This window comes from Phenylobacterium sp., from assembly GCF_046291545.1.
Lineage (GTDB): Bacteria > Pseudomonadota > Alphaproteobacteria > Caulobacterales > Caulobacteraceae > Phenylobacterium.
Genome location: NZ_JBKBSM010000002.1, coordinates 186,831 through 208,222 on the forward strand (window position 1 = coordinate 186,831; position 21,392 = coordinate 208,222).

The window sequence follows — 21,392 nt, forward strand, 5'->3', positions numbered from 1 at the left end:
ATGAGCACCAATACGGCCGAAGCGGAAACCACCGAGACGACCGGCGGCGATGGTCCGCTGCTCGACCTGACGGACGCCGCGGTCAAGAAGTTCATCAAACAGGCCAAGGCCCGCGGCTACGTCACCATGGACGAGCTGAACAAGGTGCTGCCGAGCGAGGAAGTCACCTCCGAGGCCATCGAGGACACCTTGGCCATGCTGTCCGAGATGGGCGTCAACGTCGTCGAGGCGGAAGAGGACGCCGAGGGCGGCGAGGTGGCGGTCCGCGAGGAGACGGCGGTGGTCGAGACCACCTCGACCCCGGCCTACGACCGCACGGACGACCCGGTGCGAATGTACCTGCGCGAGATGGGCTCGGTGGAGCTGCTGTCGCGCGAGGGCGAAATCGCCATCGCCAAGCGCATCGAGGCCGGCCGCGACACCATGATCCGCGGCCTGTGCGAAAGCGCCCTGACGTTCGAGGCCATCATGGTCTGGCGCGAGGAGCTGGGCAACGGCCGCATCCTGCTGCGCGAGGTGATCGACCTCGAACAGACCTATGGCGGCCAGTCCGCCGCCGCCGAGATGCCGAGCGGCGACGAGGAGGAGGCCGAGGAGCCCGAGGAGGGCGAAGCTTCGGCCAAGGCCGAGGGCGAGGACGACGACGACTTCGACGACGGCGCCGGCCCGACCATCAGCGCCATGGAAGGCGAACTGCGCGAAGGGGTGATGGCCACCCTGGACGCCATCGCCGCCGAGTTCGACGCCTTCCGCCAGCTGCAGGAAAAGCTGGTGGGCCGCCGCCTGAAGGGCGAGGACCTGGGCGAGGAGGACCGCCGCGCCTACGAGACCACCACCAGCGCCATCGTCCAGCACCTGAAGACGCTGAAGCTGAACAACAACCGCATCGAGGCGCTGGTCGAGCAGCTCTATGCGATCAACAAGCGGCTGATGGGGCTGGAAGGCCGCCTGCTGCGCCTGGCCGACAGCTACGGCATCAGCCGCGGCGAGTTCCTGAAGGCCTACTTCGGCTCCGAACTGGACCCGAACTGGCCCGAGACGGTCAAGCAGCTCGGCGTGCGCTGGACCAAGTTCGCCGAGAACGACGCCGGCCAGATCGCCGAGATCCGCAACGAGATCGCCGCCCTGGCCACCGAGACCGGCGTGCCGATCGACGACTACCGCCGCATCGTCCAGACCGTGCAGAAGGGCGAGCGCGAAGCGCGCCAGGCCAAGAAGGAAATGGTCGAGGCCAACCTTCGCCTGGTGATCTCGATCGCCAAGAAGTACACGAACCGCGGCCTGCAATTCCTTGATCTCATTCAGGAAGGCAACATCGGCCTGATGAAGGCGGTGGACAAGTTCGAGTACCGCCGCGGCTACAAGTTCTCGACCTACGCCACCTGGTGGATCCGTCAGGCGATCACCCGCTCGATCGCCGACCAGGCGCGGACCATCCGCATCCCGGTGCACATGATCGAGACGATCAACAAGATCGTGCGCACCAGCCGCCAGATGCTGCACGAGATCGGCCGCGAGCCGACCCCGGAGGAACTGGCCGAGAAGCTGGCCATGCCCCTGGAAAAGGTGCGCAAGGTGCTGAAGATCGCCAAGGAGCCGATCAGCCTGGAGACGCCGATCGGCGACGAGGAAGACAGCCACCTGGGCGACTTCATCGAGGACAAGAACGCGGTCCTGCCGATCGATGCGGCGATCCAGTCGAACCTGCGCGAGACCACGACGCGGGTGCTCGCCTCGCTCACCCCCCGCGAGGAGCGGGTGCTGCGGATGCGCTTCGGCATCGGCATGAACACCGACCACACCCTGGAGGAGGTCGGCCAGCAGTTCAGCGTGACCCGCGAGCGGATCCGCCAGATCGAGGCCAAGGCCCTGCGCAAGCTCAAGCACCCGAGCCGTTCGCGCAAGCTGCGCAGCTTCCTGGACAGCTAAGGCGCCGAGCGTTCCCCGGCAGGGGGGTCCCCTCTCGACATCGCGTTTCAGACCCCGCCGGAACCTTCGGCGGGGTTTTCGCTTTCAAGAAGCATGTCCCGTCTCCTGTTCCTTGCCGCGGCGCTCGTCGCCGCGGGCCTTGTCTGGCCCCGCCTGGTCCAGTTCGAGCTGGCCCGCCAGCCCGCCGAGATGCTGATGCGCCAGCCCGACGCGGCGTTCTACTTCCCCCTCGTCGCCAGCCTGATCGTCAGCGTCGCCCTGAGCCTGGGGCTGTGGCTGCACGGGCGCGGCCAGCGCTAGCGCCAGCCGTAGTTGAAGCTGACGCTGATGCGGTCCGCCTTGGCGCGGTTGACCACCACCTCGTGGCGCAGCCAGCTTTCCCACATCAGGACCGTGCCGGCCTCGGGCTGCACATAGACGAAGCTGCGGGCGTCCTCCGGCGCGTCGGCGCGCCGCGGCGGGGCGGCCATCATCATCGCCAGCCGCGGGTCCTCCAGCTTCAGCGCGCTGGCGCCGGGCGGGGTGCGCACATAGACCGTGCCGGAGATCACGCTGTGCGGGTGGATGTGGCTGGTGTGCGCCGCGCCCGGCTTGAGGACGTTGACCCACAGGCTGTCCAGGCGAAGGCGTGCGCCGCCGAGGTCGAAGGCCAGGGCCTCGGCGAAGCGCGCGGCGTGGCGGTCGAGCTTCGTCTTCAGCCGGCCGAAGACGCTGGCCCGCGTGGGCAGGTCGTCGAGGGAGGCGTAGGAGGTGTAGCCGCCGTAGCCTTCGCGCCGGCACCAGACCTGGCCGGCGCGGTCCTCGGCCGCCAGCATCAGGCAGGCCTCCTCCAGCTCGGCGTTGAAGCCGGAAAAGCCCCGCTCGCCGGCGAGGCTGTCCTCGTAGAGACGGGTGACGAAGAGGGGGCGCAGGCTCATGGCCGCGCGCTAGCGGGCGCCGCGGCGCTTGTCAAAGCCTGACGGCCGGCCAATGCGGTCGGTCAGCGGCGCTGGGTCTGTTCCTGGGCGCTGATGAGGGCGCGCCACATGTCGTCGGCCGCCGAGATCAGCTGGGCCGAAGCGGCGAACTGGTGCTTGGCCTCGACCTGCTGGACCACCTCGTCCGCCAGGTCGACGTCCTTCCCCGCCTCGGGATCGCCCGAGCGGGCCACGCGTTCAGCCGAGGCGTCAAATCGCCGGGCTGCAGTCAACATGCCGTATCTGGCGGCGCTCAACGGGTCCATTTCTTGGCCCTCCCACAAGCGCTATTTGCCGCCGAGGGGTTAATCTATCGCCAGCAAGCGTGGTGAAGGGATATTGACCATGAAAAGACGGCATGACCCGGCGATGTGGGCCGCCCTGGTCCTTCTGGCGGGCGCCGCGGCGGCGCCGGTCCAGGCGCAGGCGCCGCTGACCCAGAACCCCCCGCGGGAGACCATCGTCTGCCTGGACGTGTCCGGCCGCAGCCTGCCGGCGGTGTGCAAAGTGCCCGGCGACCGGCTCGACGTGCGCGAGGACTTCTGCCTGTGCCCGGAGGGGCGGCGGGTGAAGGCCCCGGTCTGCGGTCCGGGCCAGACTCCGCCGGCCGAGAGCCGCGCGTTCGAACGGGCGCGGCGCACGGCGGCCGAGGACGGCACGCTGATCGGCGACCTCTACGAGGGCCGGCCGATGTGCGTGGCGCCTCGCGGGCCCTGACCTACTTGCCCAGGGCCGCGTAGGTCAGCTTCTGGAACACCGGCAGGGCGGCGCGCCCGCCCAGCCGCTGGCCGGTGGCGAGCTGACTGGCCGCCTCCGGGCTGAGGTCCATGGCGTTCTGGATCAGGTAGATCATCACCATGTCCTCGGCGGGGTCGGCCTGCCACCAGGTGCCGAAGGCGCCGGGCCAGCCGAACGCGCCTTGCGAACCTGCGCCCATCCAGGCCTGCTTCTCCGGGTCGGTGATCACCGAGACGCCGAGGCCGAAGCCCTGGCCCATCCAGAAGGGGATGCCCATGAAGGGGATCTGCCGCTGGGCCTCGGTGAGGCGGTTGGCGGTCATCAGGTCGACGGTCTCGGGGCGGACCAGGCGCACGCCGTCGACCTCGCCGCGGCCGAGCATCATGCGGGCGAACTTCAGATAGTCGTCGGCGGTGGAGACGAGGCCGCCGCCGCCGCCCTCGAACGCCGCCGGGGCGTCGGTGAGCGGGAAGGAGACGTCCTGCAGGGCGTCGGTCCTGGGGTCGATCCGGTAGAGGCGGGCCAGGCGCCCGCGCTTCTCCGGCGGGACCCAGAAGAAGGTGTCCTCCATGCCGAGGGGATCGAAGACGCGGGCCTTCAGAACCTCGCCCAGGGTCTTGCCCTCGATGCGCGCGATCAGGAAGCCGAGGACGTCGGTGGCGTGGCTGTAATGGAAGCGCTCGCCGGGGGCGAAGGACAGGGGCAGGGAGGCCAGGCGCTCCAGCCATTCGTCGGGGGCCAGGGCGTTGACCAGCGGCGAGCCCAGGACCTTTTCGTGGGCGTGGGCGATCGGCCCGATGGAGGTGAAGCCGTAGGCCAGGCCCGAGCGGTGGGTCATCAGGTCTTCGACCGTGATGTCGCGCGGGGCCGGCGTGACCTCGGTGATCGGCCCGGTGGGCGAGGCCAGCACCTTCATGCCGGAGAACTCGGGCATCCAGCGGGTGATCGGGTCGTCCAGGCGAAGCTTGCCTTCCTCCATCAGCATCAGGGCCGCGATGGAGGTGACCGGCTTGGTCATGGAGGCGATGCGGAACAGGGTGTCGCGGGTCATCGGGACCTTGGCCCCCACGTCGCGCCAGCCGAGGGTGTTGACCTGGGCGACCTCGCCCTTGCGCCAGATCAGGGTGACAAAGCCGGACAGGTCCCCGGTGTCCACCACCGGCTGCAGCGCCGCCGGAATCTGAGCCAGGGCTTCGCCCGACAGTCCGCCCAAGCCCAAATCGCCGTCCATGCCGTCGCTCCCGCTATGACGCCGCGGCGCTCCCTGGCCGCATTGAGGCCTATTACGGTCGGGCCGAACGGCGCCCGTCAAGGCGCCGGAGCGGTTGGCTGCCGACCGGGCGCGATTGTCGGTTCGCGCGTTCACCCCTATACCCGCCCAAGGAGCCGCCTGGACCATGTGGACGCCCGTCTTTCCCGCCGCCGCCCGCCGTGCGGGCCTCGCCGCCGCCCTCGCCGCGAGCCTTGGCGCCTGTTCGCCCGGCGCGCCGGAGGGGGTGGACAAGCAGGTGCTGGACAATGCGATCTCCCAGCGGATCGGCGACCCCAACACCTGCGTCCTGATCGGCAAGGCCGGGTCCGGAGAGGTGGTCTACCGCTACAACACCCACGTCGCCTGCGGCCGCCAACTGCCCACCTGCGAGGGCGGCTCGGCGGTGAGCGCCGACGACATGCTGGAGGCCGTGGCCAAGGGCGGACCGGAGATCGCGGTGAGCTGCCCCACGGTGGCCGACCGCTCGCGCAGCGTCGGCTGGGCGGCCGGGCGGGTGCCGGGCCGCGACCTCGTCTACGCCGCGGTGATGGAAGGCGACAAGGCGCTCCCCGGCCGGGTGATGGCCGACCGGATCGAGCGCGCCTTCGTCGAGGCCGGCGTGCAGCCGGCGCGCTAGGCGCGCGAAGGCCTCGCCGAATCGGGAGCCCGGCCCGGCGAGGTCCGCGAGGGCGCTATCGCGCCAGTTCGTAGAGGCCGTTCACGTCGACGCGCACGGTCAGCTCGCCGCCGGAAACGGGGGTGGATTCGGCCTTGTCCATCCGCGCCATGGCCATCACCGGCATCGGCGGGGGCGCCGAATAGCCGCCGCCTTCGCTGAGCGAGACCAGCCGCTGGATGCGGTGGCCGGTGGCGCGGGCGTAGAGGTCGGCCTTGGCCGCCAGAGCCTTGACCGCCGCTTCGCGGGCGGCGTTCTCGGCGGCGGTGGGGTCCTTCAGGCCGAAGCTGATCCCATGGATCTGGTTGGCGCCGGCGTTGACCGTGGCGTCCACCGCCTGGCCCAGGCGGGCCAGGTCGGTGACCCGGATCGTCACCTGGTTGGAGGCCTGATAGCCGGACAGGCGCGGCGGCGTGTTCTGCTCGTAGACGTACTGCGGGCTGAGGTTGAGGTTCGAGGTCTGGATGTCGCGCTCGGCGATCCCGGCCTTCTTCAGGGCGGCGATCACCTGGGTCATCCGCCGGGCGTTCTGCTGCATGGCTTCCTGGGCGCTCGGCGCCTCGACCTGCACGCCCAGCGTGATGGTGGCCATGTCCGGGGCGACGCGGGTCTCGCCATAGGCGGCGAGGTTCAAGGTGGTGGCGCGGAACATCGACTCGGCCGCGGGCGCCTCGGTCTGGGCGTAGGCGGCGGGAACGGCGGCCGTGGCCAGCAGCAGGGCGAAGGCGCCGGCTCGGACGAGGCTAGTCATGTCGATCTCCAAAGCTGTGCAGGGAGGTGGTCTTTAGCTGCGCGCCTGCGGCGAAACCGTGACGCCGGTCGACCCTGGCGCGTCCAACCTGAACCTAGCCTTTAAGCGGCGTGCAGCCCATGGTAACGGCGATGGGCGCTGCGGGGGCCTGTAGCTCAATGGTTAGAGCCGACCGCTCATAACGGTCTGGTTGCAGGTTCGAGTCCTGCCGGGCCCACCAGCGCTTTGGCTCGGGGTGTCGGAAGGCCGGGCCGGAGGGCGCGGGCCGATCGGCCGGGCGTCCGGGGGCGACGGGGCGGCGACGCCGGTTCGGGGAGGACGTCATGCAGCACCGGATGAGCGAGGGGCCCTTGCACGATTCGCGGGGGCGGCTGGCCGAGCCCGGGTGGGCGACGGCCGAGGTGAAGCGCTACAGCCGCGCGGCGGTGAAGGCGCCGAAGTGGCGGCTGAAGGAGTGGGATTACTACTGCGTCACCGCCCCGGAGTTCGCCCTGGCCCTGACCGTGGCCGACAACGGCTACATGGGCTTCCTTGGCGTGGCCTGGATGGACTTTGCAGCCCGCACCGCGCGCGACGGCGCGGCGATGAAGCCCTTTCCCATGGGCCGCATGGGACTGCCGGCGAGCGCCGACGCCGGCGACCTCAAGGCCGCCTTCGGCGGGATCTCCATCGAGGTGCGGCATGTGGCCGGAGGGCGGCGCCTGGCCTTCGAGGCTCCCGGGTTCGACGGCGGGCGGGGCCTGAAGGGCGAGATCGCGCTGAGCGACCCGCCGCGGGACCGCATGGTCATCGCCACGCCCTTCGCCGGGGCGCCGCGCGCCTTCTACTACAACCAGAAGATCAACTGCCTGCGGGCCGAGGGCGAGGCGGTGGTGGGCGGCCAGGCGCACCGGTTCTCGCCGGACAGCGCCTTCGCCGTGCTCGACTGGGGCCGCGGGGTCTGGACCTACGACAACACCTGGTACTGGGGCTCGGCCTCGGGCCTGCACGAGGGCCGGCGGTTCGGCTTCAACATCGGCCACGGCTTCGGCGACACCTCGGCGGCCAGCGAGAACATGGTGTTCCTGGATGGGATCGCCCACAAGCTCGGCGAGGTGACCTTCCACCTGCCGCAGGGCGCGCACGACGGCGGCCCCTGGCGATTCACCAGCGGGGACGGGCGCTTCGAGATGACCTTCACGCCGATCGTCGACCGGGCGTCGGCGACCGATCTGGGCGTCATCCGCTCGATCCAGCATCAGGTGTTCGGCCGCTTCAACGGCGAGGTCGTGCTGGACGACGGCCAAAGGCTGGCCGTGCGCGACCTGCTGGGCTTTGCGGAGGAAGTGGAGAACCGCTGGTAGGCCCCTAGCGGCGCCAGGCGCGGTCGGTGGGCCGCGGGCGGCCGGCGGCGGGGATCGCGGCGACCTCGTCCAGGGGCTCGGCCAGCAGGCCGGCGGACGGGCCGATGCGCGCGGCCGCGGCGGCGCGGTCGGCCGCGGCCAGGGCCGCAAAGGCGCGCTTCAGGTCGTCGAGGCACCGGACGTGGTAGGGCGAGGGCCGGGTGATGAAGACGCCGCCCTTCGCCTCGGCCCGCACGCTGGAGGCGCCGGCGCGCCAGGCCGCGGCGTTGGCGGCGAGATACGGCAGATAGCCGTCGTTGGCCTCCGCGAGGAAGGGGTCGAGGTCGGCGGGCGCGCCCGCCAGGGGCGGCGCGGCCTCGATCGCCTGGGGGCTCGCCGCCCACAGCCGCGCCACCCAGGCCAGGGTGTGGGGCGCGCGCCGGCGCATCAGGTCCTGGGGCGTCGGGTCGTGCGAGAAATGGCGGAACATCGAGCCGAACAGGCCGAAGTCGGCTTCGCAGGGACGCTGTCCGAACAGGTAGGGGCGCGCCGCGAAGATCGGCTCGAGCGCATCGAGGGTGGCGTGGAACAGCGCCTCCACGGCCGGCCCGTTGGCGGCGGTCACGCCGTCCTCGTGCAGGAACACGCGCCGCTGCCGCAAGAGGATGGAGAGCCGCTTCATCCAGAAGGGCCCGGGCAGGTCGCGCAGCATGGTGCGGGCGATCTGCGCGCTCATCAGCCGCGCGTCCTCCTCGAAGCGCCAGCGGTAGTAGAGGGCGGGACGCCACAGCCACTCGTCGAAATAGTCCTCCAGGAACTGGCTGAAGAAGGCGTCGAGCGGCGCGGCGGGTTTCAGGGCCGGGCCCGCGCCGCCAGCCTCGAAGCGGGCGATGATGGCGGTGGTGTCGGTGAGCCATTCGCCGGACGGGGCCTGGAGCTGCGGCATCTGGGCGACCCCGGTGGCCCGGGCGCAGGCGCGGAAGTCGGCCATGTCCATCTCGACGAAGTCGTAGGCCAGGCCCTTGGCGCGCATGTAGGCCTCGAGCTTGCCCGTGAAGTACGAGAGCGTCAGGCCGTGCAGGCGATGGCGCGGGCGGTCCTCCGCGACCTGCGGATGCGCCGCGGCGGCGGGCGCAGGTGCGGGCGAGGCGCGTCCGGAGCCGCCGACCGTTCCCTCGTCCATGCGCAAGAGCTCCCCCGCGCCCGCGCCGGGCGCCCGTGGCTGTTTCCTGCGGTGGTGTTAGTCCATGGCGGGCTTCAGCTCCAGCCGGCCCGGCGCTCCGCCATCGCCGATGGCGGCCCGCTCGAACGGGGTGGTCTGGTAGATCTCGTTGATCCAGTTGCCGAAGAACAGGTGGGCATGGCTGCGCCAGCGGTTCTTCGGCGCGAGCTGCGGGTCGCCGCCCGGGAAGTAGTAGGCTGGCGCGGGCGTGGCCGGATCCCTCGCCTGGTCGCGCGCGAACTCCTCGGCGAGGGTGGCGGCGTCGTACTCCAGGTGGTTGAACATGTGCAGCGACCGCCGTGCGGCGTCCTCCACCAGGCAGGGGCCGGCTTCGTCGGAGGCCAGCAGCACCTTGAGTCCGGCCGGAGGCAGGTCCTCGTGGCGCACCTCGGTCCAGCGGGACACCGGGATGTCGACCTCGTCGGAAAACCCGCGAAGGTAGGGGGAGGTCGGCTCCAGCACCTGATGGGCGTAGACGCCCGAGCGCTTGGCCGGCAGCACGTGCTTGTCCACCCCGTGGAAGTGCCAGAGCGCCGCCTGCGCGCCCCAGCAGATCGTCAGGCAACTGTGCACGTGGCGCTGGGTCCAGTCGAAGATGCGCCGCAGCTCGTCCCAGTAGGAGACCTGGTCGAAGGGCAGGGTCTCCACCGGGGCGCCGGTGATGATGAAGCCGTCGAAGCGCTTGTCGGCGACCTCGTCCCAGGAGCGGTAGAAGGCCGACATGTGCTCGGCGGGCGTGTTGCGCGGCGTGTGGCTGGCGAGCTGCACCAGAGAGAGCTCGACCTGCAGGGGCGTGGCGCCCAGCAGCCGGGCGAACTGGGTCTCGGTCTTCGGCTTGTCGGGCATCAGATTGAGCAGGCCGATGTGCAGGGGGCGGATGTCCTGGCGGGCGGCGTCGGTCTCGCGCATGACGACCACGCCCTCGGCCTCCAGGGTGGTCCGTGCGGGCAGGGTGTCCGGAATCTTGATCGGCATGGCTAAACCCCTCGTCTCAAATCGGCGCGGGACGGAGCTCGGATCACCCGTTTCGTTGCCGCCTCGGCCACATCCTCCCAGCGGGAGCGCCACCTTGCTCGGGAAGCAGGTTGGCGTCGGGCAAGGCCCGACTCTGGATGCAGGGCCAGCACTAGAAGATGCGCGTGGCGGCCGCAAGGCCTGGCGCGCCTCGTCGCGGCGCGCGGACGGCGGGGGAGGGGCGGTCCGCGAGGCGGCTGGCGGCGGGCGCTCGCGTCAGTCCATCCAGAGCGGCGCAGGGGGCTGGCCGGCGTCGAGGGCCTTGACCGCCTTCTTCAGGAGGCCGAGCAGGCGCGCCTGTCGGGTCTGCTGATCGTAGGTGAGGGCGCCGCGAGCGAGGCCCTCGAGCAGGAAGCGGACGAGGTCGTAGAGGGCCTGGCGGTCCGGGGCCGCGGCGGGGCCGGCGGGCTCGAGGGCGCCGCTGGCCGACACACCGTGGTCGAAGGCCCGGCGGGGCTCGGCCAGCACCCGGCGCAGGCCGGCGTCGGTGCGTGCGGTGTGCTCGAGCTCGGCGAAGGCGACGAAGGCCGGCTGGTGCAGCAGCTCCCAGTAGCCGTCGATCGCCGCGTCCACGTGGGCCCGGGGCGACTCCCGGGGCGACTGGCGCAGCCGCCCGGCGAGAGCGGCCAGGCTCGCGGCCTTACGCTGCTCGACGAGGGCGACCAGGGCGCGGGTGAAGTCCGCATGATCGCGAAAATGGTAGTTGATGACGCCGCGGGCGACGCCGGCCGCCTCGGCGACGCGGGCGTTGTGGGCGGCGTGGTAGCCCTCCTCGACGACGATCGTGAGGGCCGCCTGCAGGATGCGCTCGCGGGTGGCGCGGGACTTGGGCGTTTCGCAGACGCGCGAGCGCGCCCGGCCGGGGCAGGCGGCGGACCCGCCCTGGGCGGCGGCGGCCGTCGCCATCAGCCGGCCCGCCGCGGCGGCGCCGGGGCCTGTACCGGAGGCGGCCGCAGGCGGGCGAGGAGGCCGGGCCGCTGGGCCGGGGGCCTGGGCAGGCGGAAGATGTCGGCTCCGTCGGGCTGGCGGCGGGCGAATTCGCGGGCCAATAGGCGGGCTTCGGGGTTCATCGCAACTCTCCCTTCTCGCAGAGGCTAGATCGAGACCGGCGGACGCGCCTTGAGGGGCGCCAACGGGCGGCTTGACGCACGGCAAGCCGGGGCGCCGCGCAGGATGGCCGCCGCCGCTTCGGCCGTGGGGCGGGCCGCTCTAAGCCATTACGCCGCATGATCGCTCCTTGCGGCCATTGGTGCGGCGGCGGGTGCGGCGAAGGAAACCGCTCAGGCAGGGCCGCAGGCGGCGAAATGGCTCAAGCGGCGGGACGGCGCACATCAATCGGGCCGGGCGTGCGACCTCGGGTCGCGCGGGCGCGTGATGCGCGCAGGGGCGCCGCTTGACCTTCGGCAATCGTCCCGCGGGAGCGGCGGGTTAGGCACGGGGGAACGCGGAGCGCCCCATGCGAACCTTCGAGCCTTCGACGCCCCTCATGCCCGCAGCCTCGCCGGAGGCGAGCGCCTGCGTGCTGTTCTTCGGGCGGGTGGCCGACGTCCTGGGCCGGCGGGTGGAGATCGCCCTGCCGGCGGCCGGCTGCAGCCTGGCCGAGGTGCGTGCGCGCCTGGGCGCGCTGAGCGAGGACGCCAGGGCGGCCCTTTCGCGGGCGGACGTGCGCGCGGCGGTGGACCAGGCGCTGGCCGGGGACGACACCTGGACGCGGCCCGGCCAGGAGATCGCTTTCTTTTCAATGTTTTCCGGCGGCTGAGCCGGCAGGTGGAGCTTCTATGCCCGGCATCGACGACAAGCGGCCCTTCTATCCGCTGAACATCGCGGTCCTGACGATCTCCGACACCCGCACGGAGGCGACCGACACCTCCGGCGCGCTGCTGGCCGACCGCCTGCGCGACGCCGGCCACGTGCTGGCCGGCCGGGCGATCGTGCCCGACGAGGTCGAGGCGATCCGCGGCCAGGTGCAGGCCTGGGTCGCGGACGAGGGCGTGGACGTGGTGCTGACCACGGGCGGCACCGGCTTCGCCCCCCGCGACGTGACGCCCGAGGCGCTCAAGCCCTTGTTCCGGCGGGAGATGGAAGGCTTTTCGGTGGTCTTCCACCAGGCGAGCTACGGCACGGTGGGGGTCTCGACGCTGCAGTCGCGGGCCTTCGCCGGCCAGGCGGGAGAGACCTTCGTATTTTGCCTGCCGGGTTCCACCGGCGCCTGCAAGGACGCCTGGGACCTGGTGCTGGGGCAGGAACTCGACAGCCGCTTCCGGCCCTGTTCCCTGGCGGGACAGATCCCGCGGCTGCGCGGGGTGTGCCCGTGATCGGTTTCGAGGAGGCCGCCGAGCTGGCGATCGGCCTGGCCGCGCCGCTGGGCGCGGAGCCCGTGCGGCTGGACGAGGCGAGGGGGCGCATCCTGGCCGCGCCGGTGGTCGCGCGCCGCGCGGCGCCGGCGCTCGACGTGGCGGCGATGGACGGCTACGCCGTGCGCGAGGCCGACCTTGGCGTCGCGCCGGTGCGGCTGCCGGTGTGCGGGGAATCCTTCGCCGGATCGGGGCGTCCGGGGGAACTGGCGGCCGGCGCCTGCATGCGGGTGTTCACCGGCGCGCCCGTGCCGCCCGGGGCGGACCGGGTGGTGATGCAGGAGGACGTGGTGCGCGAGGGGGAGGCGGCGCTGTTCGGCGCCGTCGCCTGCGGCCGGCGTCACCTGCGCAGGGCCGGGTCCGACTTCGCCGCCGGCGAGGTCCTGGTCGCCGCCGGCGCGCGGCTGAACGCCCAGCGCCTGGTCGCGGCGGCCGCCGCGGACCTGGCGAGCGTGGAGGTCCACCGCCGGCCGAAGGTGGCGCTGCTCGCCACGGGGGACGAACTGGTGGAGCCGGGAGTCGGCGCGCGGCGGGAGGGGGCGATCCCGGAAAGCGTCTCTTTCGGCGCTGGGGCGATGGCCGAGGCGTTCGGCGGACAGGTGGTCTCGCGCCGCCGCTGTGGAGACGAGCTGGCGGCCCTGGCCCGCGCGGCGGCCCTGGCGGCGGCGGAGGCCGACGTCGTCGTCGTGACCGGCGGCGCCTCGGTGGGCGAGCGGGACTTCGCGCGGGCGATGTTCGCGCCGCTCGGACTGGAGCTGGTGTTCGCCAAGGTGGCGATCAAGCCGGGCAAGCCGGTCTGGATCGGCCGCGCGGGCGGGGCGATCGTGGTGGGGCTGCCGGGCAACCCGACCTCGGCCCTGGTGACGGCGCGGCTGTTCCTGGCCCCGCTGGTCGCGGGCCTTTCGGGAGACGACCCGAGGGCGGCGCTGGCCTGGCGACCGCTGCCGCTGGCGCGGCCGCTGGAGGCGTGCGGCCCGCGGGAGACCTTCTATCGGGCGCGGCTGCAGGGCGGCGCGGCGGAGGTGCTGGGCGACCAGGACTCGGCGGCCCAGGCGGCGCTGGCCGCGGCCGACCTCCTGGTGCGGCGCCGGCCAGGGGCGCAGGCCGCGCAAGCCGCGGAGCCGGTCGACTGCATTCCCCTCTGACGACCGGCCCCGCGCCGAGGCGCTCTCGCCCGCCTCAGAGGAACTGCGGAAACAGGACGTTGTTCTCCAGGTGCATGTGCTCGCGCAGGTCCGCGTCGAGCTTGGCGCAGGCCGCGTAGAGCGCCCGCCAGGTGGTGCAGGCGTCCTGCGGGGGGGTGAAGTCGGTGGTCAGCACCGCCAGGTGCAGGAGCTGGTCGGCGACGTCCGCATGCTCGGCCGTCATGCGCTCGATCGGAAAGCGCATCATCGGCGAGGGCCCGCGCAGCATCATCGGGAAGAGCACGGCCTCCTCCTTGTGCTGGTGCGCCTCCAGGTCGTCGGCCATGAACGCCAGGTGATCGGCCAGGCCCTGAGGCCGCAGGGGATGATCCTGGTGGACGCGCTCGACCCGGCGCGCGAGGCGGATCGCCTCGGGGAACTCCTGCAGGTGGACCTGGTGGTAGCGGGTGACGATGTGGTCGATCAGCTCGGCCGGCGCCGCGCCGGCGGGCGCGGCCGAGGGCTGCAGGCCGTCCAGGGCGCGGCGCAGGTCGGCGAGCGGCACGCCGCGGGCGGCGGCCGCCTCGCTGAGCGATCGCGCGCCGTTGCAGCAGTAGTCGATCTTGTAGCGGCGGAAGACCTGGGTCGCGCCGGGATGCTCGACGGCGATGTCGCGGACGAGCTGGGTGTCGTGGATCATGGGGTGCTCCTTGCGGAGCATCCTGCCGCAAGGCCGCGCGGGGCGCCTTGAAGCCGGCCCCCGGGGGCTTTGACAATCGGCAAGCCCGCGCTTGCCGTCCTTGGCCGCCTGCGACAGCGCCCATGGCCTTCGGGGCGCCGCACCGACTCGCCGAGCCTTTTCGTCCAACGAGGAAGGTGAGCCATGGCGTTCGACAATCCGCTGGCCGGCGAAATCTGGGCCAGCAAGTACCGCTACCGCACGGGCGAGGCCGCGGCTGAGGCCGGCATCGAGGAGACCTGGCGGCGGATCGCCTGGGCCCTGGCCGAGGCCGAGGCGCCGGAGCTGCGCGCGGCGACGGCCGAGCGGTTCTGCGAAGCGCTGCGCGACCACCGCTTCCTGCCGGCCGGGCGGATCATCGCCGGCGCCGGCACGGGCCGGACCGTGACGCTGTTCAACTGCTTCGTCATGGGCGTGATCCCCGACGACCTAGGCGGCATCTTCGCCCATGTGCGCGAGGCGGCCCTGACCATGCAGCAGGGAGGCGGGGTGGGGATGGACTTCTCCTCGATCCGCCCGGCCGGGGCGCCGGTCTCGGGGGTGGCGGCCGACGCCTCCGGGCCGCTGAGCTTCATGGACGTGTGGGATTCCATGTGCCGCACCATCATGTCCGCCGGCCAGCGGCGGGGGGCGATGATGGGCTGCCTGCGCATCGACCACCCGGACATCGAGGCCTTCATCGAAGCCAAGCGCGACCCCGGCGCGCGGCGCAACTTCAACCTGTCGGTGCTGGTGACCGACGCCTTCATGGACGCCCTGGAGGCGGACGGCGACTGGCCGCTGGTGTTCGGCGGGCGCACCCATCGCGTGGTGCGGGCCGCCGAGCTGTGGGCGCGGCTGATGCGCGCCACCTACGACGCGGCCGAGCCGGGGGTGATCTTCATCGACCGGGTGAACGCGGCCAACAACCTCGGCTACTGCGAACAGATCCTGGCCAGCAACCCCTGCGGCGAACAGATGCTGCCGCCGTACGGCGCATGCCTGCTGGGTTCGATCAACCTGGCGCGGCTGGTGGAGCGGCCGTTCGAGGCCGACGCGCGGCTGGACGAGGGGGCGCTGGCGTCGCTGACCCGCACGGCGGTGCGCCTGCTGGACAATGTGATCGACGTCTCGCGCTATCCGCTGGCGGCTCAGGAAGCCGAGGCCAAGGCCAAGCGCCGGATCGGCCTGGGGGTGACGGGGCTCGCCGACGCCCTGGTGTTCTGCGGCGCGGCCTACGGCGGCGAGACGGCGGTGGGGCTGACGCAAAGGTGGCTGGGGCTGATCAAGCGCGAGGCCTATCGCGCCTCGGCTGAGCTGGCGGCGGAGAAGGGCGCCTTCCCGCTGTACGAGGCGCGCATGCTCGAGCGGCCGAACCTGGCGAGCCTGGACGAGGAGACGCGTGCGCTGATCGCCGCCCACGGCCTGCGCAACGGCTGCCTGACCTCGATCGCGCCGACGGGCACCACCTCGCTGCTGGCGGGCAACGTCTCCTCGGGCGTGGAGCCGGTGTTCGCCTACGCCTACACCCGCAAGGTCCGCCAGCCGGACGGTTCGACGGTGGAGGAGGCGGTGGAGGACTACGCCCTGGCGATGTGGAAGCGCCTGAAGGGCGAGGCCCCGCCGCCGGCCGAGGTGTTCGTCAGCGCCCAGACCCTGTCGCCGATGGATCACCTGCGCATGCAGGCCGCGGCCCAGGCCCTGATCGACAGCTCGATCTCCAAGACGGTGAACTGTCCGGCGGACATCGCCTTCGAGGACTTCGCCGACGTCTACCGCGAGGGCTACCGCCTGGGCTGCAAGGGGCTGACGACGTTCCGGCCCAACGCCATCACCGGCTCGGTCCTGAGCGCCGAGCCCGCCGCGCCGGCGCCGGCCGAACCCCCGCCAGAGCCGCGCCTGGCGCCGCGGCCCGACGCCCTGGAAGGAACCACCTACAAGATCAAGTGGCCGGAGAGCCCGCACGCCGTCTACGTGACCCTCAACGACGTGGTCGAGGGCGCGGACCGGCGGCCGTTCGAGATCTTCGTCAATTCCAAGAACATGGAGCACTACGCCTGGACGGTGGGGCTGACCCGCATGATCTCGGCGGTGTTCCGGCGCGGCGGGGACGTGGCCTTCGTCGCCGAGGAGCTGAAGGCGGTGTTCGACCCCAGGGGCGGGGCCTGGGTGGACGGCCGCTACGTGCCCTCGCTGCTGGCGGCGATCGGCGGGGTGATCGACCGCCACCTCAATGCGTCCGGCGCGGCGGAGGCGGCGGGGGCGAGCGCTCCGGCGCAGGCGCCGCTGGGGGCCGGCGCCGGGCCGCGGGCCTGTTGCCCGCGCTGCGGCGGCTTCGGCCTGGTGCGCAAGGAGGGCTGCGACACCTGCTTCGACTGCGGCTACTCGAAGTGCGGGTAAGGGTCGCAGGGGCCGCTTGATCGGCGACAAGCCCCGCGGCGACCTCGCTCAAGGCGGCGGCGGGGGAGCCGCCCTAGGGGTGGGGATCGCCGTCTGCGAGGGTCCCATGCCGTCCGCCGCCGCCCGCCGCGCCTATCAGGGGCCGGCCCTGTTCAGCTTCGGTTTCCGCCCCTTCTTCATGGGGGCGGCGACGTGGGCCGCCGTCGCCGTGCCGGTCTGGATCTGGGCCTATTCGGACGGCGGGGCGATGACCGTCGACCGCGACTGGCACGTCCATGAGATGCTGTTCGGCTACCTGGGCGGGGTGGCGGCGGGATTCCTGCTGACGGCGGTGCCCAACTGGACCGGACGGCTGCCGGTGGCGGGCGCGCCCCTGGCGGGCCTTTATGCGCTGTGGGTGGCGGGGCGCATCGCCATGCTGCTGGCGCCGGGCTTTCCGGTGTCGGCCGCGGTGGTGGACGCGGCGTTCCTGGTGACCTTCGCCGTGGTGGTCTGGCGCGAGGTGCTGGCCGGCCGGAACTGGCGCAACGCGCCGGTGTGCCTGCTCGTCACCCTGTTGGCCGCAGCCAACCTGGCGTTCCATGCACGGCTCGTCTGGCCGGAGGCGGGGCCGCCGGCCGAGCGGGCGGCCCTGGCGGCCATGGCCATGCTGATCGCCCTGATCGGCGGCCGCATCACGCCGAGCTTCACCCGCAACTGGATGGCTCAGAACCACATGACGCCGCTCCCCGCGCCGTTCGGCGCCCTGGACCGGGCGGCCCTGGCCGCCTGCGTGGCGGCGCTGGGCGCCTGGATCGCGGCCCCGCAGCATCCGGCGAGCGGCGCGCTCCTGGTGCTGGCGGGCGCAGGCGTTCTGGCGCGGCTCGCGCGCTGGCGCGGCGCCCTGACCCTGCCCGAGCCGCTGGTCTGGAGCCTGCACGCCGGCTACGCCTGGCTGGGGGCGGCGCTGGTCCTGATCGGCGCCTCGATCCTGGCCCCGGGCGCCGTGCCGCGCACCGCCGGACTGCACGCCCTGACGGCGGGGGCGGCGGGGGTGATGACCCTGGCGGTGATGACCCGCGCGACCCTGGGGCACACGGGCCGGGCGCGTCGTGCCGACGACCTGACCATGGCGGTCTACCTGGCGGTGAATGCGGCGGCGGGGCTGCGGGTGGCCGCGCCCTTCGCCGGACCGGGCCAGACCATGCTGCTGATCGCCGCGGCGGTGATGTGGACCTGCGCCTTCGCCGGCTTCCTGTGGGGCTATGCGCCGATGCTGGTGCGCGGGCGGTTGGCCGCCGGCGGCTGACGCGGCGCAAGGCCGCAGGGCCGCTTGACCAACGTCAACCGCCGTTCGGGCGCGCGTCATACGGACCCCGCGAGGCAGGCCCTAGGCTGACAAGGCTGCGGCGTGGGCGCGTCCTCCCGTCACCCCTCGACCCGCAGCCGTCGATTCTTCGGACGGCGAACTAAGGCGCCGGGCGATCCCGGCGCCTGTTTTCTCCGGAAAGGACCCCTCGATGGACCGTCTGGTCGACGGCTTCGGCCGGCGCTTCCGATACCTCAGGCTCTCGGTCACGGAGGTCTGCAACTTCCGCTGCACCTACTGCCTGCCCGACGGCTACAGGAAGACCGAGCCGCACGCGTTCCTGGACCTGGCCGAGATCGGCCGGCTGGTGGACGCCTTCGGCGCCTCGGGGGTGGGCAAGGTGCGGCTGACCGGCGGGGAGCCGACCGTGCGGCGCGACCTGGGGAAGATCATCCGCCGGGTCGCCGAGGCCCCGGGCGTGTCCAAGGTGGCCCTGACGACCAACGGCTGGAACCTGTCGCGCCACATCGCCGACTGGCGGGCGGGGGGGCTGACCAACCTGAACGTCAGCATCGATTCCCTGGACCCGGACGCCTTCCGCCGCATCACCGGCCACGACCGGCTGGCGGCGATCCTCGACGGCCTGGACGGCGCCCTCGCCCTGGGCGTGCCTTCGGTGAAGGTGAACGCGGTGCTGCTTCGGGACTCGGGGACCGACGCCTTCGAGCGGTTCGCCGATTTCGTGCGCGAGCGGCCGGTGGCGGTGCGGTTCATCGAGCTGATGCGCACCGGCGACAACGCCGAGTTCTTCGCCCGCCAGCACCTGGGCGGCCAGGCGCTGACCGGGTGGCTGGAGGCGCGGGGCTGGACGCCCGTGGCGCGCGGGACCGACGACGGCCCGGCGACCGAGTACGCGCACCCCGACCACGCCGGGCGCCTGGGCCTGATCGCGCCCTATGCGCCCGGCTTCTGCGACGGCTGCAACCGGCTGCGGGTGACGGCCCGGGGCAAGCTGCGGCTGTGCCTGTTCGGAGAGGGGGGCGTGGACCTGCGCGACCTGCTGGGGCGGGACGATCCGCAGGCGCTGGCGTCGCGGATCAGCGGAGCGCTGGTCGGCAAGGCCGCCGGCCACCGCCTGGCCGAGGGCTTCAGCGGCGACACCCGCCAGCTCGCTCAGGTGGGCGGCTGATCAGTTGTAGACGGAGACAAGCTTGCGGTGGGCCTGACTGGCGCGGAACTCGCGCTCGGCCATGCCGACGAGGTGGTCGGGGGGATGCAGGCGGGTGTCGATCAGCGGATCGGGCTTGGCCAGGCGCTCGAGCACCACCGGACGGCCGATCGCGACCTCGGGACCATGCACCGTCACCCCATAGTCGGCGAGGCTGGCGAAGGCCCGCGAGAGGTTTTCCGGCGTCATCCCCAGCAGCGAGGCCAGCACGCGCTTTTCGTGCGGCAGGACCAGGGTTTCGCCGCCGCCCTGGCGGGCCCGTTCGGCCACGAGGTAGTTGGCCAGGCGCTCGACGCCGCCGCGCAGCTTCTGGTTCTTCACGGTCCGCACAAGGCCGCGATAGCAGCCGGCCAGCTCCTGGGAGACCGCGAAGCCGAAGCGCGGGTCCTCCATCATGCCGCGGCGCAGCGCCTCGCCCGAGAGCATCAGGATGTCCGAGCGCTCGATGGTGCGGGCGGTCATCAGGGCGTCGGCGTCCAGCACCACCGCGGCCAGGATGAAGGTGGACACCGGCCGCAGAACCGCCAGCGTCGTCTCCTTGTCGTTCCAGGTGCCCTGCAGTTCGGCCTGGCCCTCGATCAGCACATAGAGGAAGTCGACGGGATCGCCCTCGGTCAGGAGGGTGGTGCCGGCCGGGAACTTCTGGAGGAAGGCGCCCGCGGTGAGCGAGCGGAACGTATCGTCCGAAGCGCTCGCGAACAGGGGCAGGGCCCTAACGCGGTCCAGATCTTCAGTGCGCACAGGCATGGGCGCCCAACCTCCCGATTCATCGCGGTTAGAATCGCGATCGGCGTCGATCCCCGCCTTGATGCAGATCAAGCGGGGGCGCCGCGCGGCCGGGAGCGTAGTTCGGCTTGATGTTCATCAAGCGGCTAGATGAACATTGATAAGTGCTGAATAGTACTACTTCAATCGACAGAAGATATATTGTCGCAGGTGGCGAATATTAGCCGATAAAATTGGTCCACTTGATCGGCGTCAAACAGTATCGCTCTGGCCTGCAGCAAAACGCCCTCGTCAGCGCGGCGCATTCGGCGATCGCGCAGGAGGGCGAGTTTCGGAGATGGGCGCAGCCAAACCCCAAGCCGCACCGGGCGCGGGCCCGGCGCTATGGATGAGCACCCTGGGCTTCACCGCGTGCTTCGCGGTCTGGACGATCTTCTCGATCATCGGCGTGCAGATTAAGCGCGACCTCGGCCTGACCGAGGCGGAGTTCGGCCTGCTGGCCGGGACCCCGATCCTGACCGGCTCGCTGGTGCGCGTCGTCCTGGGGGTGTGGACCGACCAGTTCGGCGGCCGGCTGGTGAACCTGGTGGTGATGCTGTCGGCGGCCGTGGCCACCTTTCTCCTGTCCTATGCGCAGACCTATCCGCAGTTCCTGATCGCGGCCCTGGGCGTGGGCCTGGCCGGCGGCTCCTTCGCCGTCGGGGTGGCCTACGTCTCCAAGTTCTTCCCCAAGGAGCGGCAGGGCACGGCCCTCGGCATCTTCGGAGCGGGCAACGTCGGCGCGGCGGTGACCAAGTTCGCCGCCCCCTTCGTCATGGTGGCGTTCGGCTGGGAGGCGGTGGCCCAGGTCTGGGCCGTGGTCCTGGCGGGCCTGGCGGTGCTGGCCTTCGTGTCGACCCGCGACGATCCCGAGCTGCAGGCGCGCCGGCTGTCCGGGGCCAAGGCCAAGAGCGCGGGCATGCAGTTCGCGCCGCTGATGAAGCTGCAGGTCTGGCGCTTCGCCCTCTACTACTTCTTCGTCTTCGGCGCGTTCGTCGCCCTGGCCCTGTGGCTGCCGCACTACCTGGTCGACGTCTACGGCCTGGACATCAAGACCGCCGGCATGCTGGCCGCGGCCTATTCGATCCCGGGCTCGCTGTTCCGCATCTTCGGCGGCTGGCTGTCGGACCGGATCGGGGCGCGCAAGGTGATGTACATCACCTTCGGGGTCTGCACGCTCTGCACCTTCCTGCTGTCCTATCCGCCCACGAGCTACGTGGTGGACGGGATCAGGGGGCCGATCGCCTTCCGGCTGGAGACCAGCCTGCCGGCGTTCATCGCCATCGTCTTCTGCCTCGGCTTCGCCATGAGCCTCGGCAAGGCGGCGGTCTACAAGCACATCCCCGTCTACTACCCGGACAACATCGGCTCGGTCGGCGGCGTCGTCGGCATGGTCGGCGGCCTGGGCGGCTTCGTCCTGCCGATCGCCTTCGGGGCGCTGAACGACCTGACCGGCGTGGCGACGAGCTGCTTCATGCTGCTCTTCGTGCTGGTCTCCGCGGCCCTGGCCTGGATGCACTTCGCCGTCCGCCGGATGGAGCGGGCGGGCGCGCCGCAACTGGCCGACCTGCCCGAGCTGCCGGAGATGGCCAGCCTTCACCCCCAATCCCCCCTCAGCGCGCCCGCGACCCTGCGGGCGGCGCAGTGAACAAACA

21 protein-coding genes, 1 tRNA gene and 1 riboswitch are annotated in these 21,392 nt (G+C 71.9%); of the genes, 13 read left to right on the forward strand and 9 right to left on the reverse strand.

What is annotated here, in order from left to right; translation table 11 throughout:
* Positions 1–1,929, forward strand: coding sequence for an RNA polymerase sigma factor RpoD (gene rpoD / locus ACK4YQ_RS07405; protein ID WP_409609880.1), 1,929 nt, complete (start codon positions 1–3; stop codon positions 1,927–1,929).
* A gap of 93 nt (positions 1,930–2,022) precedes the next feature.
* On the forward strand, positions 2,023–2,229 hold the full coding sequence (locus ACK4YQ_RS07410; RefSeq protein ID WP_409609882.1) for a DUF2905 family protein: 207 nt from the start codon (positions 2,023–2,025) through the stop codon (positions 2,227–2,229).
* Here the strand turns inward: ACK4YQ_RS07410 and ACK4YQ_RS07415 are convergent.
* Both ACK4YQ_RS07415 and ACK4YQ_RS07420 read right to left on the reverse strand, forming a co-directional pair.
* Positions 2,226–2,846 carry a TIGR02466 family protein gene (locus ACK4YQ_RS07415; protein ID WP_409609884.1) on the reverse strand — a complete coding sequence of 207 codons (621 nt, stop codon included), beginning with the start codon at positions 2,844–2,846 and terminating at the stop codon, positions 2,226–2,228. The two genes, ACK4YQ_RS07410 and ACK4YQ_RS07415, sit on opposite strands and share 4 nt — an antisense overlap.
* A gap of 62 nt (positions 2,847–2,908) precedes the next feature.
* Positions 2,909–3,142, reverse strand: a complete 234-nt coding sequence (locus tag ACK4YQ_RS07420) for a flagellar basal body rod C-terminal domain-containing protein (protein ID WP_409609886.1) — start codon at positions 3,140–3,142, stop codon at positions 2,909–2,911.
* Between the two features lie 88 nt (positions 3,143–3,230).
* Between ACK4YQ_RS07420 and ACK4YQ_RS07425 the strand changes: the two genes are divergently transcribed.
* On the forward strand, positions 3,231–3,602 hold the full coding sequence (locus ACK4YQ_RS07425) for a hypothetical protein (protein WP_409609888.1): 372 nt from the start codon (positions 3,231–3,233) through the stop codon (positions 3,600–3,602).
* A 1-nt stretch (position 3,603) separates the two neighbouring features.
* Here ACK4YQ_RS07425 and ACK4YQ_RS07430 read toward each other — a convergent pair whose 3' ends face one another.
* Complete coding sequence (locus ACK4YQ_RS07430; RefSeq protein WP_409609890.1) at positions 3,604–4,854, reverse strand: serine hydrolase domain-containing protein; 1,251 nt, start codon at positions 4,852–4,854, stop codon at positions 3,604–3,606.
* Positions 4,855–5,020: 166 nt separating this feature from the next.
* Here ACK4YQ_RS07430 and ACK4YQ_RS07435 point away from each other — a divergent pair, with 166 nt between their 5' ends.
* Positions 5,021–5,512 carry a hypothetical protein gene (locus tag ACK4YQ_RS07435; protein WP_409609892.1) on the forward strand — a complete coding sequence of 164 codons (492 nt, stop codon included), beginning with the start codon at positions 5,021–5,023 and terminating at the stop codon, positions 5,510–5,512.
* A gap of 55 nt (positions 5,513–5,567) precedes the next feature.
* Here ACK4YQ_RS07435 and ACK4YQ_RS07440 read toward each other — a convergent pair whose 3' ends face one another.
* Complete coding sequence (locus ACK4YQ_RS07440; protein WP_409609894.1) at positions 5,568–6,302, reverse strand: SIMPL domain-containing protein; 735 nt, start codon at positions 6,300–6,302, stop codon at positions 5,568–5,570.
* 144 nt (positions 6,303–6,446) lie between these two features.
* On the opposite strand from ACK4YQ_RS07440, the gene ACK4YQ_RS07445 reads away from it, so the two are divergent.
* Together ACK4YQ_RS07445 and ACK4YQ_RS07450 are read left to right on the forward strand one after the other, a co-directional pair.
* A tRNA-Ile gene (locus ACK4YQ_RS07445) sits at positions 6,447–6,522 on the forward strand.
* 103 nt (positions 6,523–6,625) lie between these two features.
* Positions 6,626–7,645, forward strand: coding sequence for a DUF2804 domain-containing protein (locus ACK4YQ_RS07450; RefSeq protein WP_409609896.1), 1,020 nt, complete (start codon positions 6,626–6,628; stop codon positions 7,643–7,645).
* A 4-nt stretch (positions 7,646–7,649) separates the two neighbouring features.
* Here the strand turns inward: ACK4YQ_RS07450 and ACK4YQ_RS07455 are convergent, their stop codons facing one another.
* The 3 genes from ACK4YQ_RS07455 to ACK4YQ_RS07465 all read right to left on the reverse strand — a co-directional run bounded on the left by ACK4YQ_RS07455 (position 7,650) and on the right by ACK4YQ_RS07465 (position 10,766).
* Positions 7,650–8,807, reverse strand: coding sequence for a glutathione S-transferase N-terminal domain-containing protein (locus ACK4YQ_RS07455; protein WP_409609898.1), 1,158 nt, complete (start codon positions 8,805–8,807; stop codon positions 7,650–7,652).
* A gap of 57 nt (positions 8,808–8,864) precedes the next feature.
* A complete protein-coding gene (metA, locus tag ACK4YQ_RS07460; protein WP_409609900.1) occupies positions 8,865–9,821 on the reverse strand; it encodes a homoserine O-succinyltransferase in 957 nt (318 codons plus the stop codon).
* A 41-nt stretch (positions 9,822–9,862) separates the two neighbouring features.
* A riboswitch (SAM-I-IV-variant riboswitch) is annotated at positions 9,863–9,967 on the reverse strand.
* A 109-nt stretch (positions 9,968–10,076) separates the two neighbouring features.
* Entirely contained in the window at positions 10,077–10,766 is a 690-nt protein-coding gene (locus ACK4YQ_RS07465) for a TetR/AcrR family transcriptional regulator (protein ID WP_409609902.1), read from the reverse strand.
* Between the two features lie 550 nt (positions 10,767–11,316).
* Here ACK4YQ_RS07465 and ACK4YQ_RS07470 point away from each other — a divergent pair.
* From ACK4YQ_RS07470 to ACK4YQ_RS07480, 3 genes are read left to right on the forward strand one after another with little or no spacing between them, the layout of a single operon-like run.
* The gene (locus ACK4YQ_RS07470; protein WP_409609904.1) at positions 11,317–11,619 is read left to right on the forward strand and encodes a MoaD/ThiS family protein; all 303 of its coding nucleotides are present in this window, start codon (positions 11,317–11,319) and stop codon (positions 11,617–11,619) included.
* Positions 11,620–11,638: 19 nt separating this feature from the next.
* Positions 11,639–12,175, forward strand: a complete 537-nt coding sequence (moaB, locus tag ACK4YQ_RS07475; protein WP_409609906.1) for a molybdenum cofactor biosynthesis protein B — start codon at positions 11,639–11,641, stop codon at positions 12,173–12,175.
* On the forward strand, positions 12,172–13,359 hold the full coding sequence (locus ACK4YQ_RS07480) for a molybdopterin molybdotransferase MoeA (protein ID WP_409609908.1): 1,188 nt from the start codon (positions 12,172–12,174) through the stop codon (positions 13,357–13,359). The genes moaB and ACK4YQ_RS07480 overlap by 4 nt, the downstream gene beginning before the upstream one ends.
* 34 nt (positions 13,360–13,393) lie before the next feature.
* On the opposite strand, the gene ric is transcribed toward ACK4YQ_RS07480, so the two are convergent.
* Complete coding sequence (gene ric / locus ACK4YQ_RS07485; RefSeq protein WP_409609910.1) at positions 13,394–14,038, reverse strand: iron-sulfur cluster repair di-iron protein; 645 nt, start codon at positions 14,036–14,038, stop codon at positions 13,394–13,396.
* A 183-nt stretch (positions 14,039–14,221) separates the two neighbouring features.
* On the opposite strand from ric, the gene ACK4YQ_RS07490 reads away from it, so the two are divergent.
* The 3 genes from ACK4YQ_RS07490 (at position 14,222) to moaA (ending at position 18,933) form a co-directional block, all read left to right on the forward strand.
* Positions 14,222–16,456, forward strand: a complete 2,235-nt coding sequence (locus ACK4YQ_RS07490; RefSeq protein ID WP_409609912.1) for an adenosylcobalamin-dependent ribonucleoside-diphosphate reductase — start codon at positions 14,222–14,224, stop codon at positions 16,454–16,456.
* A gap of 106 nt (positions 16,457–16,562) precedes the next feature.
* Positions 16,563–17,744, forward strand: coding sequence for an NnrS family protein (locus ACK4YQ_RS07495; protein WP_409609914.1), 1,182 nt, complete (start codon positions 16,563–16,565; stop codon positions 17,742–17,744).
* Between the two features lie 211 nt (positions 17,745–17,955).
* Positions 17,956–18,933: a GTP 3',8-cyclase MoaA gene (gene moaA, locus ACK4YQ_RS07500; RefSeq protein ID WP_409609916.1), complete on the forward strand. Its 978-nt coding sequence runs from the start codon at positions 17,956–17,958 to the stop codon at positions 18,931–18,933.
* Here the strand turns inward: moaA and ACK4YQ_RS07505 are convergent, their stop codons facing one another.
* Entirely contained in the window at positions 18,934–19,719 is a 786-nt protein-coding gene (locus tag ACK4YQ_RS07505) for a cyclic nucleotide-binding domain-containing protein (RefSeq protein ID WP_409609918.1), read from the reverse strand.
* Between the two features lie 367 nt (positions 19,720–20,086).
* Here ACK4YQ_RS07505 and ACK4YQ_RS07510 point away from each other — a divergent pair, with 367 nt between their 5' ends.
* A complete protein-coding gene (locus tag ACK4YQ_RS07510) occupies positions 20,087–21,385 on the forward strand; it encodes an MFS transporter (protein ID WP_409609920.1) in 1,299 nt (432 codons plus the stop codon).
* The last annotated feature ends 7 nt before the right edge of the window (positions 21,386–21,392 follow it).

Bases quoted from the DNA above. Each gene is read 5' to 3' on its own strand.
- ACK4YQ_RS07410 (WP_409609882.1), top strand. From the start codon at position 2,023: ATGTCCCGTCTCCTGTTCCTTGCCGCGGCGCTCGTCGCCGCGGGCCTT.
- ric (WP_409609910.1), bottom strand. From the start codon at position 14,038: ATGATCCACGACACCCAGCTCGTCCGCGACATCGCCGTCGAGCATCCC.
- ACK4YQ_RS07490 (WP_409609912.1), top strand. From the start codon at position 14,222: ATGGCGTTCGACAATCCGCTGGCCGGCGAAATCTGGGCCAGCAAGTAC.
- ACK4YQ_RS07415 (WP_409609884.1), bottom strand. From the start codon at position 2,846: ATGAGCCTGCGCCCCCTCTTCGTCACCCGTCTCTACGAGGACAGCCTC.
- ACK4YQ_RS07470 (WP_409609904.1), top strand. From the start codon at position 11,317: ATGCGAACCTTCGAGCCTTCGACGCCCCTCATGCCCGCAGCCTCGCCG.
- moaA (WP_409609916.1), top strand. From the start codon at position 17,956: ATGGACCGTCTGGTCGACGGCTTCGGCCGGCGCTTCCGATACCTCAGG.
- metA (WP_409609900.1), bottom strand. From the start codon at position 9,821: ATGCCGATCAAGATTCCGGACACCCTGCCCGCACGGACCACCCTGGAG.
- ACK4YQ_RS07465 (WP_409609902.1), bottom strand. From the start codon at position 10,766: ATGGCGACGGCCGCCGCCGCCCAGGGCGGGTCCGCCGCCTGCCCCGGC.
- ACK4YQ_RS07510 (WP_409609920.1), top strand. From the start codon at position 20,087: ATGAGCACCCTGGGCTTCACCGCGTGCTTCGCGGTCTGGACGATCTTC.
- ACK4YQ_RS07450 (WP_409609896.1), top strand. From the start codon at position 6,626: ATGCAGCACCGGATGAGCGAGGGGCCCTTGCACGATTCGCGGGGGCGG.
- rpoD (WP_409609880.1), top strand. From the start codon at position 1: ATGAGCACCAATACGGCCGAAGCGGAAACCACCGAGACGACCGGCGGC.
- ACK4YQ_RS07505 (WP_409609918.1), bottom strand. From the start codon at position 19,719: ATGCCTGTGCGCACTGAAGATCTGGACCGCGTTAGGGCCCTGCCCCTG.
- ACK4YQ_RS07495 (WP_409609914.1), top strand. From the start codon at position 16,563: ATGCCGTCCGCCGCCGCCCGCCGCGCCTATCAGGGGCCGGCCCTGTTC.
- ACK4YQ_RS07440 (WP_409609894.1), bottom strand. From the start codon at position 6,302: ATGACTAGCCTCGTCCGAGCCGGCGCCTTCGCCCTGCTGCTGGCCACG.
- ACK4YQ_RS07455 (WP_409609898.1), bottom strand. From the start codon at position 8,807: ATGGACGAGGGAACGGTCGGCGGCTCCGGACGCGCCTCGCCCGCACCT.
- ACK4YQ_RS07425 (WP_409609888.1), top strand. From the start codon at position 3,231: ATGAAAAGACGGCATGACCCGGCGATGTGGGCCGCCCTGGTCCTTCTG.
- ACK4YQ_RS07430 (WP_409609890.1), bottom strand. From the start codon at position 4,854: ATGGACGGCGATTTGGGCTTGGGCGGACTGTCGGGCGAAGCCCTGGCT.
- moaB (WP_409609906.1), top strand. From the start codon at position 11,639: ATGCCCGGCATCGACGACAAGCGGCCCTTCTATCCGCTGAACATCGCG.
- ACK4YQ_RS07435 (WP_409609892.1), top strand. From the start codon at position 5,021: ATGTGGACGCCCGTCTTTCCCGCCGCCGCCCGCCGTGCGGGCCTCGCC.